Source organism: Streptomyces sp. NBC_01622 (assembly GCF_045209635.1).
In the GTDB taxonomy this organism is placed as follows: Bacteria; Actinomycetota; Actinomycetes; order Streptomycetales; family Streptomycetaceae; genus Streptomyces.
In genome coordinates this window covers 693,217-705,752 of sequence record NZ_CP109293.1, presented here as the reverse complement: position 1 = coordinate 705,752, position 12,536 = coordinate 693,217, and the positions used below count along the sequence as shown (strand labels likewise).

At 68.6% G+C, this 12,536-nt stretch carries 14 protein-coding genes; 5 read left to right on the top strand and 9 right to left on the bottom strand.

Annotated features, from left to right (window positions below):
* Positions 1-810 (top strand): enoyl-CoA hydratase, encoded by an 810-nt coding sequence (locus tag OH768_RS03205; protein ID WP_406449790.1) that lies wholly within the window; start codon positions 1-3, stop codon positions 808-810.
* Between the two features lie 18 nt (positions 811-828).
* Here OH768_RS03205 and OH768_RS03200 read toward each other — a convergent pair whose 3' ends face one another.
* Genes OH768_RS03200 through OH768_RS03185 form a run of 4 tightly spaced genes read right to left on the bottom strand, consistent with a single transcriptional unit; the run spans position 829 to position 4,046 of the window.
* The gene (locus OH768_RS03200; protein WP_406449788.1) at positions 829-1,629 is read right to left on the bottom strand and encodes an SDR family NAD(P)-dependent oxidoreductase; all 801 of its coding nucleotides are present in this window, start codon (positions 1,627-1,629) and stop codon (positions 829-831) included.
* A gap of 40 nt (positions 1,630-1,669) precedes the next feature.
* Positions 1,670-2,491, bottom strand: a complete 822-nt coding sequence (locus tag OH768_RS03195; RefSeq protein WP_406449786.1) for an NAD(P)-dependent oxidoreductase — start codon at positions 2,489-2,491, stop codon at positions 1,670-1,672.
* On the bottom strand, positions 2,488-3,015 hold the full coding sequence (locus OH768_RS03190; RefSeq protein WP_406449784.1) for a nuclear transport factor 2 family protein: 528 nt from the start codon (positions 3,013-3,015) through the stop codon (positions 2,488-2,490). The genes OH768_RS03195 and OH768_RS03190 overlap by 4 nt, the downstream gene beginning before the upstream one ends.
* Positions 3,016-3,023: 8 nt before the next feature.
* The gene (locus OH768_RS03185) at positions 3,024-4,046 is read right to left on the bottom strand and encodes a zinc-binding dehydrogenase (protein ID WP_406449782.1); all 1,023 of its coding nucleotides are present in this window, start codon (positions 4,044-4,046) and stop codon (positions 3,024-3,026) included.
* Positions 4,047-4,174: 128 nt separating this feature from the next.
* On the opposite strand from OH768_RS03185, the gene OH768_RS03180 reads away from it, so the two are divergent.
* Positions 4,175-4,771 carry a TetR/AcrR family transcriptional regulator gene (locus OH768_RS03180; RefSeq protein ID WP_406449780.1) on the top strand — a complete coding sequence of 199 codons (597 nt, stop codon included), beginning with the start codon at positions 4,175-4,177 and terminating at the stop codon, positions 4,769-4,771.
* 31 nt (positions 4,772-4,802) lie between these two features.
* Here the strand turns inward: OH768_RS03180 and OH768_RS03175 are convergent, their stop codons facing one another.
* Genes OH768_RS03175 through OH768_RS03155 form a run of 5 tightly spaced genes read right to left on the bottom strand, consistent with a single transcriptional unit; the run spans position 4,803 to position 8,895 of the window.
* On the bottom strand, positions 4,803-6,023 hold the full coding sequence (locus OH768_RS03175) for an amidohydrolase family protein (RefSeq protein ID WP_406449778.1): 1,221 nt from the start codon (positions 6,021-6,023) through the stop codon (positions 4,803-4,805).
* Between the two features lie 6 nt (positions 6,024-6,029).
* A complete protein-coding gene (locus tag OH768_RS03170; protein WP_406449776.1) occupies positions 6,030-6,350 on the bottom strand; it encodes a hypothetical protein in 321 nt (106 codons plus the stop codon).
* Positions 6,337-7,602 (bottom strand): aromatic ring-hydroxylating dioxygenase subunit alpha, encoded by a 1,266-nt coding sequence (locus OH768_RS03165; protein ID WP_406449774.1) that lies wholly within the window; start codon positions 7,600-7,602, stop codon positions 6,337-6,339. Before OH768_RS03165 ends, OH768_RS03170 begins: the two co-directional genes overlap by 14 nt.
* A gap of 4 nt (positions 7,603-7,606) precedes the next feature.
* The gene (locus tag OH768_RS03160; protein ID WP_406449772.1) at positions 7,607-8,194 is read right to left on the bottom strand and encodes a carboxymuconolactone decarboxylase family protein; all 588 of its coding nucleotides are present in this window, start codon (positions 8,192-8,194) and stop codon (positions 7,607-7,609) included.
* Positions 8,191-8,895 carry an SDR family NAD(P)-dependent oxidoreductase gene (locus OH768_RS03155; RefSeq protein ID WP_019069971.1) on the bottom strand — a complete coding sequence of 235 codons (705 nt, stop codon included), beginning with the start codon at positions 8,893-8,895 and terminating at the stop codon, positions 8,191-8,193. Before OH768_RS03155 ends, OH768_RS03160 begins: the two co-directional genes overlap by 4 nt.
* Before the next feature lie 236 nt (positions 8,896-9,131).
* On the opposite strand from OH768_RS03155, the gene OH768_RS03150 reads away from it, so the two are divergent.
* Genes OH768_RS03150 through OH768_RS03140 form a run of 3 tightly spaced genes read left to right on the top strand, consistent with a single transcriptional unit; the run spans position 9,132 to position 12,501 of the window.
* Positions 9,132-9,863 carry an SDR family oxidoreductase gene (locus OH768_RS03150; protein ID WP_200711198.1) on the top strand — a complete coding sequence of 244 codons (732 nt, stop codon included), beginning with the start codon at positions 9,132-9,134 and terminating at the stop codon, positions 9,861-9,863.
* Complete coding sequence (locus OH768_RS03145) at positions 9,860-11,299, top strand: aldehyde dehydrogenase family protein (protein ID WP_406449770.1); 1,440 nt, start codon at positions 9,860-9,862, stop codon at positions 11,297-11,299. The genes OH768_RS03150 and OH768_RS03145 overlap by 4 nt, the downstream gene beginning before the upstream one ends.
* A complete protein-coding gene (locus OH768_RS03140) occupies positions 11,296-12,501 on the top strand; it encodes a CaiB/BaiF CoA transferase family protein (protein WP_406449768.1) in 1,206 nt (401 codons plus the stop codon). Before OH768_RS03145 ends, OH768_RS03140 begins: the two co-directional genes overlap by 4 nt.
* Positions 12,502-12,536 lie beyond the last annotated feature (35 nt).

The following is a 12,536-nucleotide window of genomic DNA, read 5'->3' as shown; positions in this document are numbered from 1 at the left end:
ATGACAGACACAGCGGACACGGACGAGGTCCTCTACGAGGTCGACAGCAAGGTCGCGGTCATCACCCTGAACCGGCCCGAGGTCGCCAACGCCCAGAACGCGGTTCTCCTCGACGCGCTGGACGCCGCCTGGCGCCGGGCCGCCGCCGACGAGGAGGTCAAGGTGATCCTCCTGCGGGGCAACGGCAAGCACTTCTCCTCCGGCCACGACCTCAAGGACCGCTGGCCGGCCCCGAACGAGATCACCCTGGAGTGGATCTACGGCGCCGAGTCCCGCCGGTACCTCGATTACACGCTGCGCTGGCGCAACGTACCCAAGCCGTCGATCGCGGCGGTCCAGGGCAAGTGCATCGCCGGCGGACTGATGCTGTGCTGGCCCTGCGATCTGATCGTGGCCGCCGAGAACGCCGAATTCTCCGACCCCGTCGTCCACATGGGCATCGGGGGAGTCGAATACCACGGCCACACCTGGGAGTTGGGGGCGCGCAAGGCGAAGGAGATCCTCTTCACCGGACGGGCCGTCACCGCCGAGGAGGCGGAGAAGGCCGGCATGGTGAACAAGGTCGTCCCCCTCGACCAACTGGACACCGAGGCAATGGAGTTGGCCCGGCAGATCGCTCGCATGCCGTCCTTCGGCCTGCGCCAGGCCAAGCGGGCCGTCAACCAGACCCTCGACGTCCAGGGGTTCTACGCGGCCATCCAGTCCGTGTTCGACATCCATGAGACGGGACACGGAAACGCGTTGAGCGTCTCCGGATATCCCATTCTCGCGAAGCTCGACGGCATGAAGGAACGCCTCAAGGAGCAGTAGGCGGGACGCGACCGTGCACTACTCGCGATGCGCGGTCGCGCCCCGGCTCATCGCGAGGACCGCGTCACGGCGGCTCAGCGCCCCGAACGGTGAACCGCCGGTCGGGTTGGGGCTGCCGCAGATCCAGGTCGGGCCGTCGGAGAGATGGCCGAGCGCCTCGGCGGCCACGTCGTCCGGGTCGGCCAAGTCGCCGCCGTACGAGCCCCCTTGGACCTCTTGGGTCCGCCGCAGGGACGGGGTGTCGGTCCTGCCGAGCACCAGCCCCAGGACGTCCACGCCGCTGTCCCGCCACTCCGCCCACAGGCTCTCCGCGAGGATCAGGTCGAACGCCTTCGTGGCGCCGTAGGCGGCGAGCGTTGCGCCGCCTGCCCAGGCCGCCCCTGAGGTCACCAGGACCACGGCGCCTCGCTTGCGCGCCACCATCGGGGCACCGAAACGGTACGCCGCTTCGAGTACGGCCGTGCAGTTGCGCCGGACCAGCCCCAGATGGACGTCGAGGTCCTTGTCGAGGAACGGGACACTGCGGTCGTCGCTGCCCGCGTTGTACACGAACAGACCGACCTCCAGACCGGCGGTCGCCTGCTCCAACTCCGACAGGGCAGTGAGGGAGCTGAGGTCGAGTGCGACGGCGCGGACCTCGACGCCGTACCGGGCCCGGATCTCGTCGGCGGACGCCTCCAGCACGGGCAGCCGCCGGGCCACCAGCACGACGTTCATCCCCTGGGCGGCCATCCGGTGGGCGAACGCGGCGCCCACCCCGTCCGACCCGCCGGCGACAACACCCCACGGCCCGTACTTGGCGGTGAGCGATTCAGTCACTTCCCACTCCTCATTGGATCAGGCAGGTCAGGCAGATCATTCAAGGTGAACCGAGAACCTTCTTCTCGACCGCGTCCGACGACAGCACGGTCCCGATGATCCCGAGATCCGCTCCCGCGCCGCGCGCCACCTCTCGCACCACGTCGACGTCCTTGCGCATCAGGTCCGCCAGCCGTTCCGCGACCGCCTCGACCGAACCCCCACCGGCGACGACACCGAGCGCGCGACTGGCACCGCTGCCGTGCTGGAGCGCGGCGAGAATCGCCTTCTCGTCGATGCCCAACGAACCCGCGACCCGCACCGCGTCGACCACGAGACCGACCTGCGCCACGAAGAGGGCGTTGTTCACGAGCTTGACCCGCTGCCCGTTCCCGGCCGGGCCCACGAACATGACCGGCGAGGCGTATGTCTCCAACAGCGGGCGCATCGCGTCCAGTTGAGCTTCCTCCCCGCCGACCCACAGGGTGAGACGGCCCGCCGCGATGTCGTGTGGGCCTCCCGAGAGGGCGGCGTCCAGCACCCCGACACCGCGCTCCGCGCCCGCCTCGGCGAGCAGTTGTGCGGTGGCCGGATCGGAGGTGGTGTGCTGCACGAGCGTGGCTCCCGGCTTCATGGCCGAGAGGGCGCCGTCCGCGCCGAGGCAGACCGCTCGTACCTGCTCGTCCTTCAGTACGGCGACGAACACCGCGTCGGCGTCGCGGACCGTCGCCGGGACCGTGTCGGCCGTCGCGAGCCCGCTCTCCTGGGCAGCCGCCCGGGCCTCCGGACGGCGTACACGGACCGTGACGTCATGCCCGGCGGCCGTCAGCCGGTCGACGATCGGCCGCCCCATCCGGCCCCACCCGATGAACCCGATCCTCAACTCTGCTCCAAAGGCTCGGAGTTGGCAGTCGGCGCCAGCATCGCGCGGGGCCCCTCGGTGCCGTCGAGGTTGGCATTGATCCGCTCGGCGATCCGCCACCCCTCCGAAGTGCGCACCCAGCGCCAGGTGTTGGCGGAGACCTGGAACACCCAGAACCGTCCGGTGTCGGCGTCCCATCGCAGATGCAGCGCATGACTGCGCCCGGTCGCGTGGTCGCCGTCCACGACTACGTGCGGCGCGGTCAGCACATGTCCGCAGCCGTTGTGGATCACGCTCTGGTGGCCGGGGCCGTGCACCATGCCGACGATGCCGTCCCGGCCCGCCATCCGCAGATGGGGGATCGCGTCGAAGACACCGTCCTCGGTCCAGAGCGCCGCGGCGGCCTCTCCCGAACCACTGTCGACCGCCGGCCCGTACTGTGCGACGAGCTGAGTGATCTCGACCTGGTCCTCCAAGGCACGCACCTTCGCCGTCAACTCATCTACCGTGGCGCGCAGTTGAGCAAGTTCGTCGCTCTCGCTCATGAGTGAGTTCAACTCCCTGGTACGACGATGATGCGGGCCGGACCGTCGGTGTCCCGGGCCGCGTCGAGCGCGGCCGGGACCCCGTCGAGCCCGACGGTGTGGCCGAGCATCGGCCCGACGTCGAGGCTGCCGGAGCAGACGGCCCGGAACGCCTCGTCCCAGTGGTCCATCGACGGACCGCCCCCGAACTGGATGTTGAGCCCTTTCCGCTTGGCGGTCAGGGTGTGCAGATGGTCGCCCTCGGGCGGGCCGCCGACGGAGAAGATCCGGGTGCCGCGCTCACAGCCTTTGATGATCGAGTCGAGAACGCCCGGCACACCGACGCACTCGAACACGACACAACTCGCCTGCGGACCGGCCGCGTTGCGCCATGCCTCGTACGGCGAGACCTCGCCCGGGTCGACGACCACATCGGCACCCATCGCCAGCGCGGTCGCACGACGCGACGCGACCAGGTCGGCCGCCACGATCGGGCCGACGCCGAGGCTCTTGAGCCGACCGATCGCCGACAGGGCGATCGCACCGCAGCCGATGACCAACGGCGCTTCCCGCGCGGCCAGTTGGGCGCGGGAAGCGGTCGACCAGCCCACCGAGATCGCGTCGGCGACACACACGATCTCGCTCGGGAGATCCGACACCACCACCCGGGTGATGGCCTCGGTCAACAAGAACAACTCGCCGAACCCACCGGGCGATTCGGGGTTCTGGCCGATGATCCTGCGGCCGGCGGGCGTGTTCAGCACGGGCAGCGAACTCACCCGCGTCCCGACCGGGATCCGCCGCTCGGTGCCGGGGCCGTAGTCCACGACCTCGGCGCAGTACTCGTGCCCCATCACGATGTCGACGTCCTGGTCGTAGGTCGACATCCCGCTGTCGTCGTCGGCGCCTGCCTCCGGATGGTCCATGAAGTGCAGATCCGACGCGCAGATCCCGCACGCCAGCGAGCGGACGAGGAGTTGCCCCGGTCCGGGGACCGGATCTTCGACGATCCGCGCCTGCACCGTCCCGCCGCGCAGCACAGCAGCACGCATCAGACTCTCCTCCGATCTTCGAAGTTCCCCGAAGCCCGTCCCCTTCGGACTGTAGCCACACAGCGGGAATTACAGAAGACCGTCTCCTATAATTGGCGGGACATGGCCCGGTCACTACAATCACCGGCATGGCAGAACCGCGCCGCGCCCCGGGCCGTCCACGTGACACGAGCATCAACGAACGGGCCCTCGCGGCAACGCGCGAACTGCTTGTCCAGCGCGGCTTCGACGCGACGACGATCCAGGCGGTGGCCGAGCACTCGGGCGTGCACGCCTCCGCCATCTACCGTCGCTGGCCCTCGCGGATCGAGCTGATCGAGGAGGCCACGTTCCCCGGACTCAGCCCGCTGAGCGTCCGGCCGACGGGGGACCTCCGCCGTGACCTGCGCCGGTTCATCCGCGCCTACTTGGCGGCCTTCGGCGCCCCCGCGGCCCGTGCCGCGGCGGCCGGACTCTTCGCGCACTCCCGGACGTCGAACCGCCCCCGGCCGCCGGAGATGCTGCTGCGCGTGTCGGCGCGACCGCAGTTCCAGGACATCCTGCGCGCCGCGCCGACCGGGACCGTCGACCCCGCCGTGGACCCGGACGACGTCTTCGACATGCTCCTCGGCGCCGTACTGACCCGCACCCTCCTGTCCACGGTCACGGCCCGCAACCGCCCCGTCGAGCGCACGGTGGAGATGATCCTCCGGATGCTACGGCCGCTCGACGGACCGCCGATCTGATCAACTCGCCTGGTCCGCCCGGGAGTCGGTGTCAGCGGCGTTCGTCGCGGAACACCTTTCCGCCCTTCATCACGAACCGGACGTCCGCCATCACGGAGACGTCCTCCAGGGGATTGCCAGGCACCGCGATCAGGTCGGCGAGCAAGCCCTCGGCGATACGGCCCCGGTCGTCGGCGTCGATCAGCTCCGCCGCGTTGACGGTCGCCGCCCGGAGCGCCTCCAGGGGAGTCATCCCGCGCTCGACCAGGGCGATCAGCTCCTGGGCGCCGCGGCCGTGCGGAATCGCCGGCGCGTCCGTGCCCAGCGCCATCCGGACACCCGCCTTCCCGGCCCTGGACACCACCGTCTTCGCCCGGGGGAAGATCTCGGCGGCCTTCTCCACCAGTTCGGGCGCGGCACGGGACATGTCCATCCCGTCGATGAGAGCGGTGGTCGGCACCAGGAAAGTGCCCCTCTCCGCCATCAGCGCGATGGTGTCGTCGTCGAGCAGGAAGCCGTGCTCGATGCAGTCGATGCCCGCCTCCACCGCCGAGCGGACGGCGTCGGCGCCATGGGTGTGGGCCGCCACCTTCAGTCCGCGCCGGTGGGCCTCGTCGACGATGGCGCGCAGTTCCTCGTCGGAGTAGTGCTGCGCACCGGGGGTGCCGGTGTGCGACATCACGCCCCCGGAAGCGCAGACCTTGATGAGCCGTGCCCCGTGCTTGATCTGGTAGCGGACGGCCTTGCGCACCTCGTCGACACCGTTGGCAATGCCCTCCTCCAGGGAGAGAGGCATGATTCCGGGGGCGTACGCGGCGAACATCGTGGGGTCGAGATGGCCGCCGGTGGGGGTGATGGCGTGCCCGGCCGGCACGATGCGCGGGCCGTCGATCCAGCCGGCGTCGATGGCCTTCGCCAGCGCGACGTCCAGCAGATAGCCGCCCGTCTTCACGAACAACCCCAGATTGCGGACCGTCGTGAAGCCTGCGCGCAGGGTCCTCCGGGCGTTGCCCACCGCGCGGAGCATCCGCAGCGGGGGATCGTCCTGGACGGGGGAGAACGCGAGCGTCTCTCCCCGGCCGCCCATCAGAAGGTTGACCTCCATGTCCATGAGACCGGGCAGGAGGGTCACGTCACCGAGATCGAGAACCTCGCTCTCGCCGTTGTCGTCGCCGCCGCGCGTGATGCGGTCGCCGTCGACGGTGACCAGGCCCGGTGTCTCGAACTCGCCCGTCTCCACGTGCAGTACACGCGCCGCTTTGAGCGTGAGCACGACCTGTCACACCTTCGGTTCGACGACGAGGTCCATATAGGCGGCTCCGCTGTCCGGCACGCGGGCCTGCTTCCAGACCTCGACCGGGAACGACACGTTCACCAGCGAGAACATCAGGAGCAGCAAGTTGCGCTCCTGCTCCGGGAGTTCGGAGAGCGGGAACTTGTCGAGGTGGTCGGAGGCCTGTTCCAGGAGCGGGAACGCGGCGTCGTAGAAGGCCTGCATCTCCTCCATGGAGCTGGCCAGGCGCTTGCTGTACCGCTCGCGCTCGGACTCCAGGACCCACTCGGTGAACGGTTCGAGCGCCGCGAACTCACTGGGCAGCATCGGTGTGCTCCTTGACGTAGTCGGCGACCGTCTTGTGCAGATGGCGGAGCAGCAACTCCTGGTCGCAGAGCGGGAATTCGGTGACGACCCGGCTCTTGAGCATCGTCTGGGTGGCCTCCAGCGTGTTGCCGTCCTGGAGCGCGTACTCCTTGAACGTCACCGCCGCCAGCTCCTGCTTCAACCGCTCGCGCGCCGTCTTCGCGGGCACGAAGTACAGGTTGGCCTCGAAGATGTGCTTGTCCACCGCGGTCGGCCAGTAGTGGTACGTCAGGTACCAGCCGGGCTTCCAGATCAGCAGGGTCATGTTGGGGAAGAACTCGAAGGAGTCGTTGCCCCACGCCCGGTGCCCGCCCGGATTGAGGCCGGGGGGAAGTGGGTCGAGGCCCTCGATGTCGGGCGCCTCCCACGGCCCGAACAGGCCGCTGCGCAGGACGCGTTCGATGGGTTTGACGATGGTCAGGTCCTTGGGCGGGGACATGCCTCCCCAGGAGGAGATCATCGAGTGCGGGGGGTGGATCTCGTAGTGCAGCGCCTCGTACCCGACGTTGAAGAGCTTGTCGGCCTCGTCCTTCACTGCCTGCTTCATGTGCAGGACGGGTGCGTGGTAGAACTCCGCGAACGCGTCGATGAACAGCTTCCAGTTGCTGCCGATCTCCGCCTTGTACGTGAAGACCTCGGTCATCTCGTGGAAGGGGTAGCCCTCAAGTCCCTTGGCGAACTCGCCCAGATACTCCTTGAGCGGCTGCGCGTTCGGGTCGAGGTTGACGAAGATGAACCCCTCCCACACCTCGCAGCGGACCAGCTTGAGGCCGTAGTCCGCCTTGTCCAGGTCGAAGAACTCCTTCTCTTGCTGGACGAAGGTCAGATCGCCGTCGAGGCTGTAGCGCCAGGCGTGGTACTTGCAGGTGAACTGGCGGCAGGTGCCCTTGACCTCCTCGCCCGGGTAGTCGTTCCACACGAGCTTGTTGCCGCGGTGGCGGCAGACGTTGTGGAAGGCGCGGATCTCCTTGTCCTTGCCCCGCACGATCACCAGAGAGGTGTCGGCGACGGCCAGCTCCTTCGTGAAGTAGCTGCCGACCTTGGGGACTTGCTCGACCCGGCCGACGTTCAGCCAGGTCTTCTTGAAGATCGCCTCCTTCTCCGCCTCGTAGTACGCGGGGTCGATGGAGTCCTCGTAGTTCACCGGGCTTGTGCCCAGCTCGGGGTAGTTCTCGGTCCAGCTTCCGGCCGCCGGCTTGGCGAAGTGTGGCATGGGATCACCCCTCTCGCTTGTGAGAATACCATTCTCGTTTTGGGAAACTGAAGTTCTCTTCCGAGATCACAGGGTCGAGTTCCACGCCGAAGGTGTTGAGGGCCATCGTGAGCATCGTGTAGGCACCGATGGTGAAGACCAGGTCCATGAGCTGGTGTTCGTCCAGGTCGACGGCGAGCGCCGTGTAGGTCGCGTCCGACAGGCCCGAGTCGGTGTCCAGTTCGTCCACCGCGCGGTTGAGCAACGTGTCGGCGCCCGTGCGGACTTCCTCGATCTCCGCCTCGGTCACCCCGGCCTTCCGGCCGATCAGGACGTGACTCGCCCACTCGTATCTGCTGCCCCGCCGCCAGGCCACCCGCATCACGGCCAGTTCGCGGACGCGCACCGGCAGGGTCGTGGTGTTGAGGTGCATGTTGAACGTCAGGAAGGCCCGAGCCAGGGCCGGATGGCGCTGGAAGATCCCCAGGACGTTGGCCTCGGGCAGCTTCCGATTGGGGTTGATGACCGAGAACAGGTCGTGGTCCCACTCTTCGTACGGCACCGGGGAGATGCGGACGCCGTTCTCGGCGGCGGTCTCGCCGTTCTCGCTCATGTGTTGCGCCCGCCGTTCACGCCCAGGATCTGGCCGGTGATGTAGCCGGCCTCCTCGGAGGCGAGGAAGGCGCAGGCCGCGGCGATGTCCTCCGGGCGCCCGACCCGCCGTACCGGAGTGCGCTGGATGTGCTCCTCGACCGTCCCGCCGAGCAGTTGGCGCTCCTCGGAGCGGCGCAGCATGGGCGTGTCGATGAAGCCGGGCGGCACCGCGTTCACGGTGATGCCCTGCGGGCCCAGCTCCAGGGCAAGCGCCTTGGTCAGCCCGTTGACCGCCGACTTGGCGGCCACGTAGTGCGTCATGAACGGCTGGCCGGAGTGCGCGCTGGACGAGGAGATGTTGACGATCCGGCCCCAGCCGGCCTCCACCATGTCGGGTAGAACCGCCTGGACGCAGTGGAAGACGCCGTTGAGGTTGACGTCGATGACCCGCTGCCAGGCCTCGAAGGTGAGGTTGGCGAAGCGCTTGTAGCCCTCCATTCCCGCCGCGTTGACCAGGACCGTGACCGGGCCGAGCTGTTCCCGGATCTCGGTCAGTGCCTCGTCCACCTGGGCCCGGTCGGAGACGTCGGCCTTTCGGGAGAAGCCCCTGTCGGACGGATTGAGGTCGAGGGTGGCGACCTGGAGACCGTCGGCCTCCAGGCGTTGCGCGATGGCCAGTCCGATGCCGGAGCCGCCGCCTGTGACGAGGGCTGTCCTCATGCCGGAACCCCCTTCGTCTCGATCATGAAAATCTCCCTTCCGGATCTGAGAAGGGTATTCTCGTCTCCGGTGCTTCCGGAAGTCCCGCGCAGGCGGGGGCTGTTCGCCGCACTCCGTGCACCTGTCAGCCATCGGCCAGGATGACATTCTCGCTTCCGGATGGTTGATTCGCGTATAAGGAGAATGTAGTTTCCGCTTCATTGGAGCAAGCCGCCCATCCATGCGAGGAGAACAGGATGCGGTTCCAGGACAAGGTGGCGATCGTCACCGGAGCGGGACAGGGAATCGGCGAGGACTACGCCCGGGCGCTGGCCGCCGAGGGAGCACGGGTCGTGGTCGCGGACATCAACGAGGAGCAGGGGCAGCGGGTCGCCAAGGAGCTGGACTCCGCGCTCTTCGTCAAGGTCGACGTCGGAGACCCCGCCTCGGCCGACGCACTGGCCGCCGCCACCGTCGCCGAGTTCGGCCGCATCGACTACCTGATCAACAACGCCGCGATCTACCACAGCATGCGGCGCGAGGGCCTGACCACCGTCGACCTCGACTACCTCAACCGCTTCATCCAGGTGAACCTGATGGGCGCCCTCTACGTCACCAGGGCCGTCGTCCCGCACCTGAGCGAGGGCGCTGCGATCGTCAACCAGTCCTCCGCCGCCGCCTACATGGCCAGCGGCTACTACGGCCTGGCCAAGATCGGCATCAACCACCTCACCGCGTCCCTCGCCGCCGAACTCGGCGGCCGGGGCATCCGCGTCAACGGCATAGCCCCCGGCCCCACCGACACCGAGGCCACGGCCACCGTCGTACCGGTCGAGTTCCAGGAGCGGATGACCCAGGCCCTGGCCATCAAACGGATGGGCACCCCCGGCGACCTGACGCCCACCGTGCTGTTCCTGCTCTCCGACGACGCCGGCTGGCTGACCGGACAGACCATCAGCGTGGACGGCGGACAGGTGGTGCGGCTGTGACCCGCCTGCTCATCAACGGCCAACTGGTCGACGGGGAGCGGACGTTCCCCTCCCTCAACCCCGCGACCGGCGAGGTGTACGGCCACGCCCCCGACGCCACCACGGCCCAGGCCGAGGCGGCCGTAGCGGCGGCCCGCACCGCTTTCGACACCACCGCCTGGTCCACCGACGTACAACTGCGCATCCGCTGTCTCGACCAGCTGCACCAGGCGCTCACCGACCACGTCGAGGAACTGCGCGAGCTGACCATCGCCGAGGTCGGCGCGCCCCGCATGCTCACCTACGGCCCCCAACTCGACGACCCCGTCAAGCTGGTGCGGTTCTACGCGGACCTGCTGCGCAAGTACCCGCTGACGGAGGAGCTGGGCGAGGTCGAGATCCGCGGCCAGCGCCACCGCCGTTGGGTGGAGAAGGAGGCCGCCGGGGTCGTCACCGCGATCATCGCGTACAACTACCCGAACCAACTGGCCCTCGCCAAGCTCGCTCCCGCGCTCGCGGCCGGCTGCACGGTCGTCCTCAAGGGCGCCCCGGACACCCCGCTGACCACCCTGTTCCTCGGTCAACTCATCGCCGAGCACACGGACTTCCCGCCAGGCGTCGTCAACGTCCTCACATCCGCCAGTTCCGACGTCGGCGAAACACTCACCACGCACCCCGACGTCGACATGATCACCTTCACCGGCTCCACCGCGACCGGCCGCCGCATCATGGAAGCGGCCAGCCGTACGGTGAAGAAGGTCTTCCTGGAACTCGGCGGCAAGTCCGCCATGATCGTCCTCGACGACGCGGACTTCGCCACCGCGGCCATGTTCGCGGCCGGCACCATCTGCTCGCATTCCGGGCAGGGTTGCGCACTCACCTCCCGGCTGCTCGTGCCCAGGGAGCACCACGACGAGCTCGTCGAGAAGGTGGCGGCGGGACTCGCCCGCATCTCGCTCGGCGACCCGGCTGACCCCAAGACCTTCGCGGGCCCGCTCATCAGCGAGCGCCAGCGCGAGAAGGTCGACGGAATGGTGCAGAGGGCCGTCGCGGCCGGCGCGAACCTCGTCACCGGTGGTGAGAAGGTCGATCCCGGCTTCTTCTACAGGCCGACCCTCCTCAGCAACGTCGATCCGGACAGCGAGATCGCCCAGGACGAGGTCTTCGGACCCGTGCTCGTGGTGATTCCGTACGACGACGATGACGACGCCGTCCGCATCGCCAACAACTCCGTCTTCGGCCTCTCCGGCGGGATCCAGAGCGGCGACGACGAGCGGGCCATCGCCCTCGCCCGCCGGATCCGCACCGGCACCTTCAGCATCAACGGCGGCAACTACTTCGCGGCGGACGTGCCGTTCGGCGGCTACAAGCAGTCCGGCATCGGCCGGGAGAGCGGAGTGCCCGGCCTGGAGGAGTTCCTGGAGTACAAGTCCTTCGCGGTCGTGGTCCGGTCATGATGCCGCTCGACGGAATCCGCGTCCTCGAAGTCGCCATGTACGGCTTCGTGCCCTCGGCGGGAGCCGTCCTCTCCGACTGGGGAGCGGACGTCATCAAGATCGAGCACGCCGTTACCGGCGACCCGCAACGCGGTCTCCGCCAGACCGGCACGATGCGCGTCGAGGGCGACCCCAACCCCAACGTCGAGCACGCCAACCGCGGCAAGCGCAGCCTCGGTCTCGACATCTCCCGTCCCGAGGGCAAGGAGGTGCTGTACGAACTGGCCCGGCACGCCGACGTGTTCCTGACCAGCTTCCTTCCCGGCCACCGGGACAGGTTCGCCATCGACGTCGACGACATCCGTACCGTCAACCCCCGCATCGTCTACGCCCGGGGCAGTGCCTTCGGGCCGCGCGGACCGGAAGCGGGGAAGGGTGGCTACGACATGACGGCGTTCTGGGCCCGCGCCGGCACCGCCGCGAGCATCACCCCGTCCGGTACGGACGGCATCATCAACCCGCCGTCACCGGCCTACGGCGACACCATCTCCGGCACCAACCTCGCCGGCGGCATCGCGGCGGCGCTGCTCAAACGCGAACGCACCGGCGAACCCTCGGTCGTGGACGTCTCGCTGCTCGGCAGCGGACTGTGGGCGATGGGTCATGCCACCGCGCTCTCCCTGCACCTCGGCAAGCCCTGGATCCCGCCGCCCGTCGGCACCCACGGCTCCGTCGCCAACCCCCTGTCCGGGCTGTACGAGACCTCCGACGGCCATCATCTGGCGTTCGTGATGATGCAGCCCGGCAAGTTCTGGGCCGATGTGTGCCGGCACATCGACCGCCCCGAACTCGCCGACGACCCCCGCTTCGACACGGCCGAGCACCTCGTGGCCAACACGGCGGAGGCAGTCAAGATCCTGCGCGAAGTCCTCGCCACCCGCACCCTCGCGGAGTGGAGCCGGCGCTTCGCCACCCTGGCCGGGCCGTGGGCCCCGGTGCAGGACTCCCTGCAGGTGGGCGACGACCCGCAGATCAGAGCCAACGAGTACCTGCTGCGGGCAGGAGAACTCGAACTGGTCGCCAGCCCCGTGCAGTTCGACGTGCAAGCCCCCGAACTCGGGCCCGCACCCGAGTTCGCCGCCCAGACCGAGGAGATCCTCCTCGAACTGGGCCTCGACTGGGACCGCATCATCGCGCTCAAGGCGGCGGGCACCGTCACCTGACCACCCGACAGCGGGACTCATTCTCAACGAGGAGA